The organism is Amycolatopsis sp. lyj-112, from assembly GCF_046549055.1.
GTDB lineage: Bacteria > Actinomycetota > Actinomycetes > Mycobacteriales > Pseudonocardiaceae > Amycolatopsis.
The window spans coordinates 64,685-86,006 of record NZ_JAJPWS010000015.1 but is presented as its reverse complement, the minus strand read 5'-3'; the positions used below and the strand labels follow the sequence as shown (position 1 = coordinate 86,006).

Annotated in this window: 6 protein-coding genes; 1 reads left to right on the top strand and 5 read right to left on the bottom strand. The window is 68.8% G+C overall.

What is annotated here, in order from left to right:
• Positions 1-12: 12 nt before the first annotated feature.
• Positions 13-1,242, bottom strand: coding sequence for a cytochrome P450 (locus tag ACLJRL_RS34470; protein WP_410660545.1), 1,230 nt, complete (start codon positions 1,240-1,242; stop codon positions 13-15).
• A 296-nt stretch (positions 1,243-1,538) separates the two neighbouring features.
• On the opposite strand from ACLJRL_RS34470, the gene ddaH reads away from it, so the two are divergent.
• Entirely contained in the window at positions 1,539-2,381 is an 843-nt protein-coding gene (ddaH, locus tag ACLJRL_RS34465; RefSeq protein WP_410660544.1) for a dimethylargininase, read from the top strand.
• A gap of 127 nt (positions 2,382-2,508) precedes the next feature.
• Here the strand turns inward: ddaH and ACLJRL_RS34460 are convergent, their stop codons facing one another.
• The 4 genes from ACLJRL_RS34460 to ACLJRL_RS34445 form a co-directional block, all read right to left on the bottom strand.
• Positions 2,509-3,195 (bottom strand): LmbU family transcriptional regulator, encoded by a 687-nt coding sequence (locus ACLJRL_RS34460; RefSeq protein WP_410660543.1) that lies wholly within the window; start codon positions 3,193-3,195, stop codon positions 2,509-2,511.
• A gap of 248 nt (positions 3,196-3,443) precedes the next feature.
• Positions 3,444-3,665, bottom strand: a complete 222-nt coding sequence (locus ACLJRL_RS34455) for an MbtH family protein (RefSeq protein WP_410660542.1) — start codon at positions 3,663-3,665, stop codon at positions 3,444-3,446.
• 30 nt (positions 3,666-3,695) lie between these two features.
• Complete coding sequence (locus ACLJRL_RS34450; protein WP_410660541.1) at positions 3,696-4,970, bottom strand: lysine N(6)-hydroxylase/L-ornithine N(5)-oxygenase family protein; 1,275 nt, start codon at positions 4,968-4,970, stop codon at positions 3,696-3,698.
• A 150-nt stretch (positions 4,971-5,120) separates the two neighbouring features.
• Positions 5,121-21,314: an amino acid adenylation domain-containing protein gene (locus ACLJRL_RS34445; protein WP_410660540.1), complete on the bottom strand. Its 16,194-nt coding sequence runs from the start codon at positions 21,312-21,314 to the stop codon at positions 5,121-5,123.
• Positions 21,315-21,322: the final 8 nt, after the last annotated feature.

Here is a 21,322-nt window from a genome sequence, read left to right as displayed (position 1 = left end):
CTCGGGCTCCTCTCAGATCTTCACCGGCACGCGGACGAGGTGATTGCCCTCGCCCGGCCAGCAGGCCTGTTCCAGGCCGTCGCGGCCGACCGCGAGACGGAGGCTTTCGCGTTGGATGACGAGCCGGTCCAGGGCGATTTCCGCCTGGAGTCTCGCCAGCCCCGCGCCGAGGCAGTAATGGGCGCCGTGCCCGAACGCGACATGGTTTTCGCCGCGTTTGGGGGGTCGAGAGAGGTCGAGCCGCTCAGGAGAGTCGAATTCGCCCGGGTCGTGGTTGACCGCGAGGATCGCGCTCGTCACCGATTCCCCGCGCTTCACGGGACAACCGGTGAATTCCAGGTCCTCCGTCGCGTACATCGACGCGCCGATGGACACCGGCGAGGTGAACCGGAGCAGCTCGTGGATCGCACGAGGCAAAGACTCCGGTTCGGCCCGCAGTCGCGCCAGCTCGCCCGGGTTGTCGAGCAGGGAGAGGACCGCGTTGGCGATGAAATGGGCCGGGGGGTGGTGGCCGGTGTTGATCAGGACGAAGACCAGCGAGATCATTTCCTTCTCGGTGGGGCGGTCCTCGTCCTCGCCGTCCCAGAGCAGACCCGAGATCAGGTCCCCTGTGGGCTCGTCGTACCGTCGTTCGATGAGCTCCCTCGTGTAGCCCACCACGCCTTCGATTCCGGCTTTGATACCGGCGGGATCGCCGCCGAACGCGTACTGCCGGATCCAGGCGCACATCTTCGGCTGGTCTTCGGCGTCGACCCCGATCAATTCGCAGATCGACGTACTCGCCAGCGGATAACAGAAATCGTGCAGCAGGTCGCCTTCACCCTTTTCGGCGAGCTGCTCGATCAGGCCGTCGGCGATCCGTTCCACGTTCGGGCGCAATTCCCGCACCCGGCGGGCGGTGAAAGTCCGGATCACCTTGCCGCGAAGCCGGGAATGGTCTTTTCCGTCCAGCAGGACGAGACTGGTCAGGTATTCGAGGTAGTCCACCGGGAGGCCGTACGCCTCCATCATCTGCACCTCGATACCCGGCCCCTCCATACCGGGGACCTTGCTGCGATCCCGGACGAAACGCGGGTCGTTGTAGGCCTTCTTCACGTCGTCGTAGCGGGTGAGCAGCCAGGTGGGCGTCTCGACGCCGGGCAGGGTGACACTCACCAGCGGCGAGGTCTCACGCAGTCCCGCGTACCCGCGGATCGGGTCGTTCACCAGCTCAGGCGTCAGGTCGACGGGTGGCCGAGCCATGGTCGATCCTCCTATTCACGCTGATCGGAAGGGGAACGGGTTCCCCGGCCCGCGAAACTGAGGACCAATCTGACAGAACGGCCTTGACTGCGCCTTGGGCGGCGGTAACGCGGACCTCTGCTCCACGGGAAGCTCTCCGGCTCCGCGTGCACTGTCCCGTCGGCGAGACGACCGGGAAATCGATCCGGTGCGTGTTAGCGTCAAAGGCGGGTGAATGCGCCCCGATGATTCTAACGCCGGTTTTCGCGTGGCACGCACCGTTTCCGGCATCCTTTCTTTTCGACAAAGGGGAAAATGTGACGCAGACAATCGAGGACCGGGGACTGAGGACCTTCAAGTCGGCGAAGACGAGGCACCTGCTGATGTGCCGCCCGGCCTACTTCGACGTGACCTATTCGATCAACCCGTGGATGGACCCCGGCAAGGAGACGTCGCCGGACGTCGGGCTCGACCAGTGGAAGCGGCTGCACGACCTGTTCGTCGCGCTGGGCCACGAGGTCGAACTCGTCGAGCCGGTCCCGGGCCTGCCGGACATGGTGTTCTCCGCCAACGGCGCGATCGTGATCGACGGCAAGGTGCTGGTGGCGAAGTTCCGGCACCGGCAACGGGCCGACGAGGCCGAGGCGTACCTCGACTGGTTCAGCTTCGGCGGCTGGGACGAGGTCCGCCAGGCGGAATACGTCAACGAAGGCGAGGGCGATTTCCTCCTCGCCGGCGGGGAGATCCTCGCGGCCAGCGGATTCCGCACCGACCCGCGTTCCCACGACGAGGTCCGCGAGTTCTTCGGCCGTCCGGTGCTGAGCCTGGAACTGGTCGACCCGCGCTTCTACCACCTCGACACCGCGCTGGCCGTGCTCAACGGGAACGAGGTCATGTACTACCCGGAGGCGTTCTCGTTCGCGAGCCAGGCGCTGCTCGCCGACCGCTTCCCCGACGCGATCCTCGCCGACGAGGCCGACGCCGAGGTGTTCGGGCTCAACGCGCTCTCGGACGGCCTGCACGTCATGCTGCCGACCCGCGCCGTCGGGCTCGCCGCGCAGTTGCGGGAACGCGGCTACCTGCCGATCGGGATCGAACTGGGTGAACTGCTCAAGGCCGGTGGCAGCGTGAAGTGCTGCACCCTGGAACTGCGCTCCTGACCATCTCGCCGGAAAGCGCGTGAGGGCCACCCTCAGGGACTCTGAGTCCCTGAGGGTGGCCCTCACGCGCTTTTCTCCTATCGTCGTTCGAGGCCGGCGGCCGGGAACGACTTCTTTGTGGCTTTCCTCAGGCCTCCAGCGCCGCCGGGACCTCGGACTCGGTCTCCTCGTGGAGTGCCTGCTCGGCGGCCCGGTCGAGGGTGGCGAGCACCCAGCGGTCGAAGTCGAAGCCGGACTGGTCGGCGGCCTTGCGCCACCACACCAGCCGCCGGTTCGGCACCTCGATACGCGGGATCATCGCGGCCTGCTCCCTGGCGGTGATCTCCCCGCCCGCGGCATCGACGCGCACGGCCCGGATCTGCGTCCTGAGCTGCTTGGTCGTCCAGGTCGCCTGTTCGGCGCGGTCCAGCCACCAGTCCTGCTCCTCGGTCGGCAGCGAAGCGACCTCGGCGTGGTGCTGGAAGCTCAGCCGCGACCGGCGGCGCGTCAGGTCGAACCGCCGGGAGACCCAGGCGTAGTTGCGCAGCGTCTGGTATTGCAGCCCGGCCGCGCGGATCGCCCGCACATAGCGGTCCGAGAAGTTCTTCTTGCCGTAGACGAGCCAGTCACCGAGCCACCACGACGAAGAATCGACGATCCCGGAGAGCTGGCGGCCCGCCTTCTCCCAGTCCTCGAAGCTGAGATCGTGCGAGATCCGCAGCCCCACGCCGCTCATCAGCACCTGCTCGCCGGGCAGCCTGCCCAACCGCGGCACCGGCAGCGGCGGAGGAGCGGTGACACCGGCCGGGACTTCCACCTCTTGTGTGATACTCATGCAAATCCAACCCCCATACTGTCGACTCGCTCTGGGGTGGGTCGGATCCCTTGTGTGGAAAGGAAACCCGTTCGGCCCCCGGAACTCGTGACACCTAGTTAACGCCGGGCCGATGGCTTCACGCTAACGCCGCACTGACGCCGGAACGCGCACCCGATCGCGCAAGGGTTGGCAGCAAGAGAAAAGCGGCGCCTCCGCACGGCGGAACCGTGTGAGACGCCGCATCCCGCGAGCGGTTCGCCGTGGTCTCAAGCCCCGTCGGCCGCCATGGCCTCCCGCAGGCTCCTGGGCCGCATGTCGGTCCAGTTCTCCTCGACGTAGGCCAGGCACTCCTGGCGGCCGTCCTCACCGAAGACGACCCGCCAGCCGGCGGGCACCTCGGTGAAGGTCGGCCATAGCGAGTGCTGGTCCTCGTCGTTCACCAGCACGTAGAAACGGCCGTTGTCGTCGTCGAACGGGTTGGTGCTCATGATCGGTTCAACTCCCCTGTCGGTGGCCGGTCAGCCGGCCAGCTTGGCCTGGCGCCGGTCCGCGATCGAATCGGCGATCTCGCCGCTGCGGACGGCGATGTTGGACAGCAGCGACGAAGCGAGGCCGTGCGTGTGCTCCGTGCCGCCCTGAAGGTAGATACCGCACTGGAGTTCAGGCGTGGTAACGAGCCGGTAATCCCGCTCTACGCGGAACCTGCCCTCGTCGTCACGGACGCAGTAGGGCTCCAGGTCGCCGAGGATCTCGGTCGGCTCCATGGACTCGTAGCCGGTGGAACAGATCAGGACGTCGACGTCGATGTCGTAGGAGTCCTCCGTCATGAGGGAGTTCACGGTGACCCTGGTGTCGTTCCCGATCTGCTTGACGCGGTCCACCCGCGACAGGTTGACGAAGTTCAGCCGCGGCGTCTTGTGGACCTCGTCCTGGTACACGCGGCGGAAGAGGTCGCGGATGACCTCGTCGTCGGCCACGCCGTAGTTGGTGTTGCGGTGGTGCTTCCAGAACGCGGCCCGCGAACGGTCCGTGCCGTGGTAGTAGTCGTCGACGGCGGCGGCGTCGAAGATCCGGTTCGCGAACGGTGTGTCGTCCGCGATCGAGTATCCGTAGGCCGAGAGGATCACCGAGATCTCGGCGTCCGGAACGGTGTCGTAGATGAACCGGACGATCTCGGCGGCACTCTGGCCGCCGCCGACGACGGCCACCCGCTTCTGCTCGCCGTGGTTCCAGCCGCGGAACCGCTCGAGGAATTCCGAGCTGTGCCAGACGCTTTCGCTGCGGTCGATGCCCACCGGCATCTTGGGCACCAGCCCGGTCGAGATGACGACGTTGCGCGCGTCGACCAGTTTCGTGCCGCCGTCGGTGTCGCCGATTTCGAGCTGGACGCTGTCGACGATTCCCCCGCCGGCCGCCTCGGGAAGCCGGATCGAGCGGACCTCGGTGCTGTACTGGACGCGGTCGGAAACCCGCTGCTCCGCCCATTCCAGGTAGTCGTGGAACTCCTGCCGGGTCGGGAAGAAGTCCTGGTTGTTGACGAAGTGCGCCAGCCGGCCCGCCGAGTGCAGGTACGAGATGAAACTGAAGCGGGACACCGGGTTCCGGAACGTCGCCAGATCTTTCAGGAAGGAGATCTGCATCTTCGCCTCGGGCAGCAGCATGTTGCGGTGCCAGCCGAGCGATGCCTGCTTCTCGAAGAAGGCGGCGCTGAGGGAATTCTCCTTGTCGGTGCCGTAGTGCTCCTCCAGCGCGATGGCGAGCGACAGGTTGGACGGACCGAACCCTATGCCCACGACGTCGTATAGTTCTCGCTCACGAGCTTCCATGAAACTGATCTCCCGTCGAATGACATTCAACACGTGCTGCGCTAACGGTCAGTGTCCCGAGCTGGAAATCAGGCGCATATCTCGGCGGCCCACCGATATATACACCGCATTCCCAACTCAGGACACTAGCTTTGCGTTGATGGCCTTGCTGATCTGCGCAGCGGAATCGGACGAGCACATGTCGTAGTGTTCGACGTGGACGTCGTATTCCTCTACGTCACCGGTGATATGCGGACCCCAGAGCCCGACGTAGGAGTCGTCCTCGTTCTTTGTCGCGTTGAAGAACAAGGCATCTCCACGATAAACCGGTGAAGTGAACTCGCGCAACAAAGTCATGTGGTCGACCAGTACCGTGGCCGAGGTCTGGAGCAGGTGTTCGTATTCGTCGGCACCGACGAGGCTGCCGATGTAGTCGCCGAGCAGGTTCCGTACTTCGTCGACGCTGAGCACTTCGCCCTGGGCGAAGTAACTGCTCGGCACCGCGTCGAGCAAGGCGAGCAGCGCCACTTCATGGCCTCGTGCCTGCAGTTCCGCGGCGATGGCGTGCGCCGCGGTGCCGCCGAAGGAGTACCCGATCAAGTGGAACGGGCCCTCGGGCTGAACCGCGAGAATCTGTTCCAGATAGTCCTCGACCATCATTTCCAGCGATTCGGGGTTCACCGCCGATTCGTCATAGCCCCGCGATTGCAGTGCGTAGAACGGGCGGTCCGCCGGGAGGTACGGGGCGAATCCGAGGTAAGGCCAGGAAAGGCCGAGACCCGGATGGATCCCCCACAGCGGTTCCTTCTCCCCGCCGTCCTTGATCGAGAGCACGACGGCATGGGGATCCGCGAAGTCGGCGGAATCCCCGCCCGAGGAGAGATGCGCGGCCAGTTGCGCGACGGTCGCCGCCTGGAACACCGCGCGGATCGGGATTTCGATCCCCAGTTCCGCCTTGATCCGGCTGATCAGCCGGGTGGCGAGCAGGGAATGCCCGCCCAGGGCGAAGAAGTTGTCGTCCACCCCGATCCGGTCGATCTCCAGGATTTCGGAGAACAGGCGGGTCAGTGTCTCCTCCTGCGCCGTCCGGGGCGGGCGGTACGCCTCGCCGGCGAAGTCCGGCTCCGGCAACGCCTTCCGGTCCAGTTTCCCGTTGGGGGTCAACGGCAACCGGTCCAGCACGAGCAGCGCTGACGGCACCATGAACTCCGGCAGCCGGGCGGCGGCGAACGCGCGCAGTTCCCGCACTTCGACGTCGCCCACCACGTAGCCCACGAGCCGTTTGGTGGACGCGCCCAGTGCGACGACGGCAGCCTGGGCCACGCCGGGGTGCGCGGTCAGCGCGGCCTCGACCTCCCCCGGTTCGATCCGGAACCCGCGGATCTTGACCTGCGAGTCCCCGCGCCCCACGTACTCGAGCACGCCGTCGGCGTTCCACCGCGCGAGATCGCCGGTGCGATACATCCGCTCCCCCGCGCTGAAGGGGTCCGCCACGAAACGCTCGGCGGTGAGTCCGCCGCGGCCGTGGTAGCCGCGGCCGACCGCTCCACCGACGTACAACTCGCCCACGACACCCTGCGGAACCGGCAGCAGGCCCGGGCCGAGGACGTAGGTCCGCATACCGCCCAGCGAGGTGCCGATCGGCGCACCGCCGGCGACATCCCCCGAAACGGTGTACGTGGTGGCGTAGAAGGACTCCGTCTGCCCATAGGCGTTGATGATCCGTGTGTCCGGGAAGGCCTCCCGGACACGGCTCACCAGGCCTGAGGACAACCCTTCGCCCGCGAACACCAGAGTGTCCACAGTGGTCTTCCCGGCGAGGTCGTCGACCAGTTCGGCGAAGACCGACGGGACCGTGGAGAGCACACTGCCCGACCAGTCTCCGCGTTCGCCCAGTTCCAGGACGTCGCGGACGATCTCGATCGCGGCTCCGTGGGTCAGCGCGGTGAAGATCTCGAACACCGAGACGTCGAAGTTGATCGACGTCCCCGCGAGTATCCGGGAACCCCGCCTCGCGCCCACTTCCGACGCCAGCCGCAGCACGCCGTTGACCACCGTGCCGTGGGTGATCGCGACACCCTTCGGCGTCCCCGTCGACCCGGAGGTGTACATGACGTACGCCAGGTTCTCCGGCCGCAACCCGACCGCCGGTTCGACGTCGCCGCCCGGGTCGTCGAGGTCGAGCCCGTCCAGCCGCACGAGCCGACCCGAAGACTCGGGCAGGACGCCCTCGGTCTCGCTGTCGGTCAGCACCAGTACCGGCCGCGCCTCGGAAAGCACGTGGTCCAGCCGGCTGCTGGGGTACTTCGGGTCGATCGGCAGGTACGCCGCACCGGTCTTGAGGATCGCGAGCATCGCGACCACCAGCTCGGCCGACCGCGGCAGCGCGAGCCCGACCACGGCCTCCGGACCGGCGCCGAACGCGATCAAGCGGTGCGCCAGGCGGTTCGCCCGCGTGTCCAGTCGCCGGTACGTCAGCTCCTCGGCTCCGCACACCACCGCGAGCGCGTCCGGCGTCGCGGCCACCTGCTGCTCGACCAGTTCCGGGACGGTCAGGTCGCGGCCGGCGGCGGGCTCGCCGCCCGCTTCGGGCACGGGCAGGTCCAGCACCCGCAGCGAACCGACCGGCACGTGCGGATCGGTGGCCAGCTGGCGGAGGATCCGTTCCAGCGCGGCCCCCATCCGTTCGGCGGCCGCTCGGCCGATCACGTTCTGCTGATACTGCAGGGAAAGCCGCAGGTATGGATCGGCGTCGGCCATCACGGTCACCGGGTAGTGCGTGCCCGAGAACGGGCGGATGCCGGTGAAGGCGATCCCCGCCGAGGAGAACGCGTTCGCCATCCCCTCGCGGTCGACCGGGTAGGACTCGAACACCACCAGGGTGTCGAACAACGTCTTCAGCCCGGTGGGCCGCTGGATCTCGGTCAGCCCGAAGTGGTGGTGGTCGAGCAGTTTGGCCTGCCGCTTCTGAAGCCGCGTCAGCATCTCGGCCACCGTGTCCGCCGGACCGCATTCGACGCGCACCGGCAGGGTGTTGATGAACAGCCCCACCATCGAGTCGACACCGGTCAGCTCCGGCGGCCGCCCGGAGACGGTCGCGCCGAACACGACGTCCGACCGGCCGGTCAGCTGCCCGAGCAGAAGCGCCCAGGCTCCCTGCACCAGCGTGTTCACCGTGATACCGAGTTCGGACGCCCGCCGGTTCAGCTCGCGGGACTCCGGCACCGGCAGGGTCGCCTCGACCTGGCCGATCCCCGAAGCGTCGGCATCGGCGTCGGCGGAGAAGGTCGTGCCGATCAACGTCGGTTCGTCGACACCGTCGAGTTCCGCCCCCCACGCCCGCAGCGCCTCGGCACGGTCCTGTTCGGACAGCCACACCATGAACTCGCGGTAGCCGCGGATCCTGGGCAGCACCGAGCCGTCCCCGGCCGCCCCGTAGAGGCGGATGATGTCCTGCATCAGCACCGGCAGCGACCAGCCGTCGAACAGCACGTGGTGCGCGGTGAAGACCAGTTCGAACCGCTCGGTGTCCATGCGCAGCAACGTCATCCGCAGCAGCGGCGGCGTCTCCGGATCGAACCTGGTCGCCTGGTCCTCGGCGAGGAAGCGCTCGAACGCCGCTTCCCGCTCCGTCTCGGGCAGGCCGCGCAGGTCGATCTCCTTCCACGGAATGTCGACGCCGTCGAGCACCACCTGCACCCGCTCGCCGTCGGCGTTCGGCACGAACACCACCCGCAGATTCGCGTGGCGGGCGAGCAGCGCCCGCCCGGCGGCGCGCATACGTTCCGGGTCGACGAGTCCGCTCACGTGGAACGCGAGCTGCATCTGGTAGGCGTCGTTCCCGGTTTCGTCCACCATGGACTGGAACAGCAGCCCCGATTGCAGCGCTGTCAGCGGCCAGACGTCGGCCACCACCGGATACCTCGCCTCCCAGCCGTCGATATCGGCCTGGGTGACCGAAACCAGCGGCAGGTCCGACGGCGTCCGGCCACCGGCACCGGGTCCGGCCGCGTGCCGGGCCAGCGCGGTCAGCGCCTCGCACCACAGGTCCGCGAGTTCCCGGACCTCACTCGCGGAGAGCACCCCGGAGGGGAACCCGAACAGCGCGTCCAGCTGGGCGCCGAGTTCGGTGTCGATGACGACGGCGTTGATCTCCACCGTCGACATCGCCGGCATGTCGTCGTCGAGGTCGGCGGCCAGTTCGGACAGCTCCGGCGCCTGGGTCCAGCCCAGCCCGCGCAACGCCTCGGGCATGTCTGCGGTGGAGAACCGGCCGAGGTAGTTGAAACCGATCTGCCCGGTCGGGTGCGGAGCCAGCTCCGCCGACGTCTCCGGGTTGAGGTAGCGCAGCAACCCGAAGCCCATGCCCTTGTCGGGGGCCCGCAGCAGTTGTTCCTTGACCGCCTTGATGATCTCGCCCGCGGCCGGGCCGGCCGCGAACGCCTCGTCGAGATCGAACCCGCCGAGGTCGAGGCGGACGGGGAACATGCTGGTGAACCAGCCCAGAGTGCTGGACAGATCGGCGCCGGGGATGATCTCTTCCTCGCGTCCGTGCCCTTCGAGCCGGATCAGTGCCGAGGACTCGTCCACTCCCCGGCCGGCGCGCCACTTCGCCAGCGCCATCGCGAGCCCGGCGAGCAGGCCGTCGTTGACGCCGCCGTGGAACGCGGCCGGAACCGTGGTGAGCAACGCGTCGGTGACCGCGGGCGGCAGTTTGACGCTGAGCCGCTCCACAGTGGACAGGACGTCGACGGCCGGATCGAGCGGCCGCGAGCCGAGCACCGGGTCGGGACCGTCCACAACGGACTCCCACAGCGCCAGTTCCGCCACCCGATCCGGAGACGACGCCTCGTCGAGAAGGGCGTGCGTCCACCGGCGGACCGACGTCGCCACGGCCGGGAGTTCCGGCGTCTTGCCGTCCCGGACGCTTTCCCACGCCGCCGCGAGGTCGGGCAGGATTATCCGCCACGACACACCGTCGACGACGAGGTGGTGCAGCACGACGGAAAGCCGTCCCGAGACGTCGGGTCCGCCGTCGAACCAGACGAACCGTGTCATCACGCCCGCCGCCGGCTCCAGCAGTGCCGTCGCCGCGTTCAACTCGGCCGAAGCCAAGCCCTGCCAAGCCTCCGAAGCCCAGTCACCGTCACATTCGACGCGGTGGACGAGGCTCGCGGCGTCAACCGAACCGGGCGGCGTGACCTCGATCGCGCCGTCACCGTCGAGGATCAGGCGCGACCGCAGGAGGTCGTGCCGGTCGAGGACCGCGTTCAGCGTCTTCGCCAGACCGTCCAGGTCGATGCCCACCGGCAGCTCGACGGTCGCCGACATGGAGAACCGGTCGAACGAGCCGCCCAATTCCAGCATGTACTTCGCGACCGGCAGCAGCGGGAGCACGCCGGAACCGCCGCCCTCGAACTCCTCCAGCACCGGTCCCGCGCCCGAAAGCCGTTTCGCCACCGCGATCTCGGCCAGCTCGGCGACGTTGCGGTACTCGAAGATCTCCCGCGGGCTGACCTCGACACCCTGCGCCCTGGCGCGGGTGACCACCTGGATCGAACGGATACTGTCCCCGCCCACGGCGAAGAAGTCGTCATCGACGCCGACGCGGTCGAGGCCCAGGACCTCGGCGTACACCGCGGCGAGGATCTTCTCCTCCGGTGTGACCGGCGCACGGTACTCGCCACCGGTGAACTCCGGCTCGGGCAGCGCCTTGCGGTCGAGCTTCCCGTTGGGGCTCAGGGGAAGCCTGTCGAGGATGACGAACACCGACGGCACCATGAACTCCGGCAGCTTCGCCGCGACGAACCGCCGCAGTTCCCGGATGTCCACCCCCGCGTTCATGTCGAAGTCGAGGTCGCCGATGTCGTCGACGTTCCCGACCCCTTCGCTCTCCGCCCCGGTCGGGACGACGTACCCGACCAGTTGCTTGCCACCGGAACCCCGCCCCTCGCGCACCACCGCCACCGCCTGGGCGACGCCCGGGTGCGCGGTCATCGCGGCCTCGATCTCGGCCGGTTCGATGCGGAACCCGCGCACCTTGACCTGCGCGTCACCGCGGCCGACGTACTCCAGCACGCCGTCGGCGGTCCACCGGGCGAGGTCGCCGGTGCGGTACATCCGGTCGCCGGAACGGCCGAACGGGTCGGCGACGAACCGCTCCGCCGTCATGTCCGTGCGCCCGAAGTAGCCCCGGCCGACGACACCGCCGACGTAAAGCTCACCGGCGACGCCCGGCGGCACCGGGAGCAGACCCGGGCCGAGGACGTAGGTCCGCATGTTCCCGATCGGAGCACCGATCGGGGCAGGACCGGTCGCCGCCGGCTCCGCCGAAGCGGGCAGGCCGAACGTGGTGGCGTAGAAGGTTTCGCTCTGCCCGTAGGCGTTGACGACCCGGGCATCCGGGATCGCCTCGCGCACCTTGGCGACCAGCGACGCCGACAGGCCCTCACCGGCGAAGACCACGGTGCCGGCGGAGATCCCGCCGGAAACCTGGTCCAGCAGTTCGGAGAACACCGACGGGACCGTGCTGATCAGGCCGCCGGACCAGCCGCCGCGTTCGCCCGCCACGAGGACGTCGCGGACGATCTCGACGCTGTTGCCCGCGCACAGCGAGGTGAAGATCTCGAACACCGAGACGTCGAAGTTGATCGACGTCCCCGCCAGCGTCCGCGAACCCGGCACCAGGCCGACCGCTTCCGCCAGCCGCAGCACCCCGTTGACGACGTTGTGGTGCGTGATCGCGACGCCCTTGGGTGTACCGGTGGAGCCGGAGGTGTAGATCAGGTACGCCAGGTTCTCCGGCCGCAGGTCGCCGGTGAGGTTCGAGGCGTCCCCGGATGTGAGGTCCAGTTCGTCGAGCAGGAGCCGCGGGATGTCGTTCTCCGGCACCACCTTCACCGTCTCGGCGTCGGTGAGCATCAGCTCCGGCCGGGCGTCGCTCAGGACGTGGCCCAGCCGTGCGCTCGGGTAGCGCGGGTCGATCGGCAGGTACGCCGCGCCCGACTTGAGCACGCCGAGCAGGCCGACGACCAGATCCTCGTCACGGGGCAGGGAAAGCCCGACCACTGCTTCCGGTCCGGCGCCACGGCGGACCAGTTCGCGGGCGAGCCGGTTGGCCCGGGCGTTCAGGTCCGCGTAGGTCAGCTCCCGGTCCTCGAACACCACCGCGACCGCGTCCGGCGTCGCCTCGGCCTGTCGCTCGAACAGACCGGGGATGGTCAGCTCGGGCGTGGGCTCAAAGGTGTCGTTGAGCGCGTCGAGCAAGTGGGTGCGCTCGCCGGCGTCGAGGACGTCGATCGCGCCGACGCGGACCTCAGGCTCGGCGACGATCCGACGCAGCACCTTGAGGTACCGGTCGGCCATGACCTCGATCGTCTCGCGGTCGAACAGGTCGAAGGCGAACTCGATGTCGCCCTCCACCTCACGGCCGTCCGCCCCGGTGACCTCGGCGAGGTTGAAGAACAGGTCGAACTTCGAGGTGCCGGTCAGCGCCCGTTCGATGCCGACCTTCAGCCCCGGCAGCTCGAACTCCGACCCCGCGTAGTTCTGCCAGGCGAACATCACCTGGAACAGCGGGTGATACGCGGCGGAGCGGTCGGGGTTGAGCACTTCCACCAACCGCTCGAACGGCGCGTCCTGGTTCTCGTACGCGGCAAGGGACTTGTCCCGTACGCCGTCGAGCAGCCGGGCGAACTCGGGGTTTCCGTCGAGTTCGGCCCGCAGCACCCACGTGTTGACGAAGAAACCGATCTGGTCGGTCAGCGCCTCGTCGGTCCGGCCGGCGATCGGCGCGCCGATGGTGATGTCGCCCCCGCCGCCCAGCTGGTGCAGGAGCACCGCCAGCACGGACTGCAGGACCATCGACACCGTGACGTCGCGGTCGCGGGCGAGCCTTTCCACCGCTGCCAGCAGTTCCGGCTCGATGGTGAAGCTCACCATGTCACCCTGATAGCTGGCCTTGGGCGGGCGCGGGCGGTCGGTCGGCAGTTGCAGCGGCTGCGGGACCCCGGCCAGCTCCTTGCGCCAGTACTCGGACTGCGCGTTCAGCAGGCTGTCCTCTTCGGACTCGTCGCCGAGCAGTTCGCGCTGCCACAGGGTGTAGTCGGCGTACTGGACCGGCAGCTCTTCCCAACCTGGCGCCTCGCCCCGCAGCCGGGCCGAGTACGCCGTCGCGAGGTCCCGGGCCAGCGGCGCCAGCGACTCGCCGTCACCGGCGATATGGTGCAGCACCAAGACCAGCACGTACTCGTCCTCGCCGAACCGGATCAGCCTCGGCCGCAGGGGCACGTCGGTGGCGAGCACGAACGGGTAGTCGACCGCTTCGGCGACTGCTTCGTCTAATTTGGACGGTGCGACTTCGACGAGCGGGACGTCCACCCGGGCCTCGCCGACCGGCAGGACCCGCTGGTACGGAACACCCTCGGCGTCCTCGGCGAAGACCGTGCGCAGGCTTTCGTGGCGGGCCACGACATCGCGCAGGGATTCCGCCAAGGCGTCCGCGTCCAGCTCACCCGTCAGCCGCAGGGCCAGCGGGATGTTGTAGGTGGACGACGGGCCGTCGAACTTGTGGATGAACCACATCCGCCGCTGGGCGTAGGAAAGCGGAAGCCGTTCCGGACGGTCTTCCGCGCGCAGCAACGGTGGCCGCACGTGGACGTCGGCGGAAAGGTGCCTGCCCAGCGCGGCGACGGTCGGGCTCTCGAACACGATCCGGATCGGGATCTCGACGGCCAGTTCGGTGCGGATCCGGCTGATCAGCCGGGTCGCGACCAAGGAATGCCCACCGAGCGCGAAGAAGTCGTCGTCGATCCCGACCCGGTCGAGCCCGAGGACCTCGGCGTACAGCCCGGCCAACGTCTCTTCGGTGGCCGTCCGGGGCGCACGATAGGCACCGGTACCGAACTCCGGCTCCGGCAGCGCGGCCCGGTCGAGCTTCCCGTTGAGCATCAACGGGATCCGGTCGAGGACGACGAACGCCGACGGGACCATGAACTCCGGCAGCCGGTCCACGACGAACGCACGCAGGGCGTCGACGTCCACGTCCCCGACCACGTATCCGATGAGACGCTGGGTCCCGTTGCCGTCACGGGCGATGACGACGGCCTGGGCGACGTCCGGGTGCGCGGCCAGCGCGGCCTCGACCTCACCCGGCTCGATCCGGAACCCGCGCACCTTCACCTGGACGTCGCCGCGGCCGGCGTACTCCAGCACGCCGTCGGCGGTCCACCGGGCCAGGTCACCGGTGCGGTACATCCTCTCGCCGAGAGGACCGAACGGATCGGCGACGAAGCGCTCCGCGGTCAGGCCGGTGCGGCCGAAGTAGCCGCGGCCGACACCGCCCGCCACGTACAGTTCGCCCACCACTCCCTGGGGAACGGGGTTGAGGCCCGGGCCGAGGACATAGGCCCGCATATTGCCCAGCGGCGTCCCGATCGGCGCGCCACCGGTACCCGTCCACTCGTCGGACGCGGTGAACGTGCTGGCGTAGAACGATTCGCTCTGCCCGTAGGCGTTGACGACGCGGACGTCCGGGATCGCCTCGCGAACCTGGCGCACCAGCGTCGCGGGCAGCGCCTCGCCGGCGAAGACCACCGTGTCCGCGGTGACCTTGCCCGCCACCTGGTCGAGCAGTTCGGCGAAGGCGGACGGGACCGTGCTGATCAGGCCGCCGGTCCAGCCGCCGCGTTCGCCGAGCACGAGGACGTCGCGGACGACCTCGACGCTGCCGCCGGTGCAGAGAGTGGTGAACAGTTCGAACACCGAGACGTCGAAGTTGATCGACGTCCCCGCCAGCGTCCGCGATCCCGCCTCGGCGCCGACGACCGGAGCCAGCCGCAGGACGCCGTTGACCACGTTGCGATGCGTGATCGCGACGCCCTTCGGCTGTCCGGTCGAGCCGGAGGTGTAGATCAGATACGCCAGATCCTGCGGGTGCAGCGGCGCGAGCCGGTCCGCGTCGGTGAGGTTGCCGTCCGTCCCGTCGAGTGCGTCCCCGAAGTACAGCGTGGGGATCTCGTTGCCCGGCAGCACCTTCACGGTCTCGGCGTCGGTGAGGATCAGGTGCGGCCGCGACTCGGAGAGGATGAAGTCCAGCCGGTGGCTGGGATACTTCGGGTCGATCGGCAGGTACGCCGCCCCCGACTTCAGGACCCCGAGCAGCGCCACCACCAGGTCCGCCGAGCGTGGCAGGGACAGCCCGACCACGGTCTCCGGTCCGGCCCCGCGCCCGACCAGGGTGCGGGCCAGGCGGTTCGCCCGAGCGTTCAGTTCGCGGTAGGTCAGCTCCTGGTCCTCGAAGACCACGGCGACCGCGTCCGGGGTCTCGGCCGCCTGGTGCTCGAACAGCGCAGGGAGCGTGATTTCGGGTGTCGGCTCGGCGGTGTCGTTGAACGCCCGCAGCAGCCGTTCGCGCTCGACGGCGTCGATGACCTCGACCGAACCCATCTTCACGTGCGGATCGGTGACCAGCTGCCGCAGCACCCGGCCGAACCGGGCCGCGAGCAGCGCGACGGCCTCGGGATCGAGCACGTTGCGCTGGTAGACCAGGTTCAGCCGCAGATGCGGGTCGGCGTCGGCCATCACGGTCACCGGGTAGTGCGTGGCCGAGAACGGCCGGATCCCGGTGATCTCCAGTCCGGCGCTCTCGTGCGCGTCGTTCAGCCCGGCCTGGTCGACCGGGTACGACTCGAAGACCACGAGCGTGTCGAACAGGTTGGTCAGCCCCACGGCCCGCTGGATCTCGCTCAGGCTGAAGTGGTGCTGGTCCAGCAACGCGCCCTGGCGGTTCTGCAGTGCCGTGAGTACCTCGGCGAGCGTGTCACCCTGCGAGTACCGCACCCGGACGGGCAGCGTGTTGATGAACATGCCGACCATCGAGTCCACACCGGACAGTGCGGGCGGACGGCCGGACACCGTGGCACCGAAGACCACGTCCTGGCGCGAGGTCAGCTGTCCCAGCAGGACACCCCAGGCACCCTGGACGAGGGTGTTGACGGTGACGCCGAGTTCGGCCGCGCGCCGGGTCAGCTCCCGCATTTCGGCGCCGGGCAGTTCGACCTCGACCTGGTCCACGCCGGTGCTGTCCTTTTCGGACAGTGCATCCGGCACCAGGATCGTCGGCTCCTCGACACCGTCGAACTCGGCGCTCCACAACCGGACCGACTCGTCGCGGTCCTGCTTGGCCAGCCAGTTCAGGAAGTCCTTGTAGCCGCGCACTCTCGGCAGCGCGGCGGTGTCGCCCCGGTAGGCGTAGAGCCGCAGAAGGTCCTGCATGAGCAGGGGCAGCGACCAGCCGTCGAAGAGGACGTGGTTCGCGGTGAGCACGAGTTCCGAGCGGTCGTCCGCCATCCGCAGCAGCGAAAGACGCAGCATCGGCGGCCGTGTGACCTCGAAGTGCTCGCTGTGATCCTCGATGAGGAACCGCTCGAAGGCTTCGTCGCGTTCGGTCTCGCCGAGGCCGCGCAGATCGATCTCGCGCCACGGCAGCTCGACGCCCTCGACGACGAGCTGCACCTGTTCACCGGCTGCGTTGTCGACGAACGCGGTCCGCAGGTTCGGGTACCGGTCCAGCATCGCCTGGCCGGCCGCCCGCATCCGGTCGGCGTCGACTTCGCCGGACAGGTGCATCGCCAGCTGCATCTGGTAGGCGTCGAACGAGGAGTCGACCAGCATGGTGTGGAACAGCAGGCCGGACTGCAGCGCGGTCAGCGGCCAGATGTCGGCCAGGCCGGGATACTCGCACTCCCACTTCTCGATGTCGTTCTGGGTCACCGAAACCAGCGGCACGTCCGACGGCGTCAGCCCACCGGCACTCGGCTCGGCGACGTGCCGTGCCAGATCCTCGAGCGCCGCCGTCCAGAGACCGGCCAGCTCCTCGACGTCCTCACGGGAGAACAGCGCGGCGGGGAACCCGAACGAGGCGACGAGCCGGTCACCGGTGACCATCGCCTGGACATCCAAAGTGGACAGAGCGGGCATGTCGGCGTCGAGGTCGGCTTCCAGCTCGGCGGTGTCCGGCGCCTGGGTCCAGCCCAGCCCTCGCAGTTCCTCCGGCATGTCAGCCTCGGAGAACCGGCCGAGGTAGTTGAACCCGATCTGCCCGGTCGCGTGCCCGGCCAGCTCGGCACCCGTCTCCGCGTTCAGGTAGCGCAGGAGCCCGTAGCCCATTCCCTTGTCCGGGACGGCGAGCAGCTGTTCCTTGACGGCTTTGACCACCGAGCCGACAGACGCCGCGATGCCTGCGGTGCCTCCAACGTCGAGCCGGACCGGGAACATGCTGGTGAACCAGCCGACCGTGCGGGAAAGGTCGGCGCCGGGCACGATCTCCTCTTCACGGCCGTGGCCTTCGAGGCGGATCAGGGTCGAGGACTCGGTCACGCCTCGCCGGGCACGCCATCGTGCGACCGCCATCGCCAGGGTGGCGAGCAGCCCGTCGTTGACGCCACCGCGGTAGGCGGCGGGTACGGACGTCAGCAGCGCGTCGGTCACCGGCGCCGGAAGCTCGACGCGGACGTGCTCCACAGTGGACAGCAGGTCCACGGCGGGGTCGAGCGGACGCGAGCCCAGCACCGGGTCCGGACCGTCCACGACGGACCGCCAGAGGTCCATTTCCGTGACCCGCTCGGCGGCTTCGTCGATGAGCGCGTGCGTCCAGCGCCGTGCCGACGTCGTGACCTCGGGCAGTTCGGCTGCCCGGCCCTCGCGGACGGCTCCCCAAGCGGCCGCGAAGTCGGGGATGAGGATGCGCCAGGAAACGCCGTCGACCACGAGGTGGTGCAGGGCGACGGCGAGCCGGCCGCCCTCGGCCTTGTCGAACCAGACGAACCGCGCCATCACGCCGCCGACCGGGTCGAGCCGTCCGGCGGCCGTGTTCAGTTCGGCGGTGGCCCGCTCACGCCAGGCGTCGTCCCACTCGCCGTCGTGCTCGACTCGGTGGACCAAAGGCGCGACGTCGACCGAGCCCCGGGGGAAGACTTCGATCGCCCATTCGCCGTTCTTGACCAGCTGCGAGCGCAGCATGTCGTGCCGGTCGAGCACGGCGGCGATCGTGGCGTGCAGCCCGGCCTCGTCGATCCCCGCGGGAAGGTCCAGCCATACGGACATCGCGAACCGGTCGAACCCGCCGCCCATTTCCGTCATGTACTTCGCGATGGGCAGCAAGGGAAGCCTGCCGACGCCACCGCCCTCGAACTCCTCCAGGACGGCGCTCGCACCGGCCTGCTCGTTCTCCAGCGCGACTTCGGCGAGCCGGGCGGCCGTGCGGCATTCGAAGATCTCGCGAGGGGAAACGTCGATCCCGCGCGCCCGGGCACGGGTCACCACCTGGATCGAGCGGATGCTGTCCCCGCCGATGGCGAAGAAGTCGTCGTCGGCGCCGACGCGGTCGAGGCCGAGCACCTCGGCGTAGACCGCCGCGATGGTCTTCTCCTCCTCGGTCGACGGCGCACGGTACTCGCCGCCGGTGAACTCCGGCTCCGGGAGCGCCTTGCGGTCGAGTTTCCCGTTGGGTGCCAGCGGAAGCCGGTCCAGCAGCACGAACGCCGACGGGACCATGAACTCCGGAAGCCGCTGCGAGGCGAACTTGCGCAGGTCCGCCATCTCGACACCGGCACGGAAGTCGGCGTTGCCCGCGTCGCCGGTGAAAGCGGGGACGATGTAGCCGACCAGCTGTTTGGCGGCGCCGCGGCCGTCACGCGCGATCACGGCGGCCTGGGCGACGCCGGGGTGCGCGGTCAGCGCGGCCTCGACCTCGCCGGGCTCGATCCGGAAGCCGCGGACCTTGACCTGCGCGTCGCCGCGGCCCGCGTACTCCAGCCGTCCGCCGTCGTTCCAGCGGGCGAGGTCGCCGGTCCGGTACATGCGTTCGCCGTCCGGGCCGAACGGATCCGGCACGAAGCGCTCCGCCGTCAGACCGGGCCGGCCGTGGTAGCCACGGCCGATCGCGCCCGCGACGTAGAGTTCGCCCACGACACCCGGAGCGACCGGGGTGAGGTCCGGGCTCAGCACGTAGGTCCGCAGATTCCCCAGCGGGGTGCCGATCGGCGCGTTGCGCGCACCGTCCCAGTCGTCCTCGGGCGCCAAGGTGAACGTGCTGGCGTAGAAGGATTCGCTCTGCCCATAGGCGTTGACCACCCGGACGCCGGGCATCGCCTCACGGACCCGCTTGACCAGCGAGCCCGGCAGGCCCTCACCCGCGAACACGACGGTGTCCACAGTGGATTTCTCGGCGATGACGTCGACCAGTTCGGCGAACACCGACGGGACGGTGCTGACCACGTTGCCCGCCCAGCCGTCGCGCTCGCCCAGCACGAGGACGTCGCGGACGACCTCGACGGTGGCGCCATGGCACAGCGAGGTGAAGAGTTCGAACACCGAGACGTCGAAGTTGATCGACGTCCCCGCCAGCATCCGCGCACCCGGCTTCGCGCCGACGACCTCGGCCAGCCGCAGGACGCCGTTGACGACTCCGGCGTGCGTGATCGCGACTCCCTTCGGCGTTCCTGTCGAGCCCGACGTGTACATGACGTAGGCGAGGTTCTGCGGCATCGCCGGTACCAGGCGGGCGGTCTCGTCACCCAGTTCGTCCAGGCACACCAACGGAACGCCGGTCTCCGGCAGCCCGGGCGCGGTCGCGGTATCGGTGAGGATGAAGGCGGGTTTCGCCTCGGAGAGCACGAAGTCGAGCCTGCTGCTGGGGTACTTCGGGTCGATCGGCAGATACGCCGCACCGGTCTTGAGGATCGCGAGCATCGCGACGACCAGTTCGGCCGAGCGCGGAACGGCCAGACCCGCAAGGATTTCCGGGCGAAGTCCCTTCGCGGCGAGCTGCTCCGCCAGCCGGCTCGCGCGGTCGTCCAGCTCACGGTAGGTCAGCTCGGTGCCCTCGAACACCACCGCGACCGCGTCCGGGGTCTCGGCCGCCTGACGCTCGACGAGACCGGGGACGGTGGTGTCCGGTGTGGACACAGCCGTGGCGTTGAGGCCGGTGAGCAGCCGCTCCCGCTCCTCGGTGGTGAGTACGTCGATCTGCCCGACAGGCAGTCCGGGCGTGGTGACCAGTCCGCGCAGGACCCGCGCGAACCGGGCACCGATCGCCTCCACCGTGGCGTGGGTGAACAGGTCGGTGGCGTACTCGATCTCGCCGCGGATGCCGCCGGTAGCCTGCGGGATAAAGTTGAATTCGAGGTCGAACTTGGCCGTGCCGCTGGGAATCGTCTCCAGCGACGCCTTGAGGCCGGGCAGGTCGACGTCGACGTGGTTCACGCTCTGCCAGGTGAACATGACCTGGAAGACGGGGTGATACGCGGTGGAGCGCTCGGGCTTGAGGATCTCCACCAGCCGCTCGAACGGCGCGTCCTGGTTGTCGTAGGCGGCCAGCGCCTTTTCCCCGACGCGGTCGAGCAGGTCGCCGCCCACCGGGTTGTCGCTCAGGTCGACGCGCAGCACCCAGGTGTTGACGAAGAACCCGATGAGGTCCATCAGGGCCTCGTCGGTCCGGCCCGCGATCGTGGAGCCGATGGTGATGTCGTCGCCTCCGCCGAGCTGGCGCAACAGAACCGCCAGCGTCGACTGCAGCATCATCGGCAGGGTCAGCCCGCGCGAACGGGCCAGTTCCTCGGCCGCCGCGACCAGTTCCGGGTCGATCTCGTAGTGCGCCATGGCCCCGCGGTGGCTGGCGACCGGCGGACGCGGATGATCGATCGGGAGCGGCACCTGCTGCGGAACCCCGGTCAGCTCGGCGGTCCAGTACTCGAGCTGCGCGGCGATCGCACTGTCCGGATCGGACTCCTCGCCCAGCGCCTCCCGGTGCCACAGCGTGTAGTCCGTGTACTGCACCGGAAGTTCGGGCAGCTCCGCTTCGACGCCCTCCAGCCGGGCGGCGTAGGACTCCGACAGGTCGCGGATCAGCGGAGCGATCGACTCGCCGTCGGCGGCGATGTGGTGGATCAGCAGCACGAGGACGTGTTCGTCCACAGCGGACCGGAACAGCGTCGCCCGCACCGGGATCTCGGCCGACAGGTCGAAGGCGTACGCCGACGCCGAGGCGATCCCGGCCTGGACCTCATCCGCGGCGACGTCGACGACCGGCAGCGCCAAGTTCGCCGACTCCTCGGACGCGACCTGCTGGTACGGGACGCCGTCGGCGTCCTCGATGTACAGCGTCCGCAGGCTTTCGTGCCGACGCACCAGGTCGCCGAGCGCGGTCCGCAGGGCCTCGGTGTCCAGCACACCCGGCAACCGCAGCACGATCGGGATGTTGTAAGTCGCCGACGGTCCCTCGAAACGATGGATGAACCACAGTCTGCGCTGCGCGAACGAAAGGGGAATCATCTCCGGTT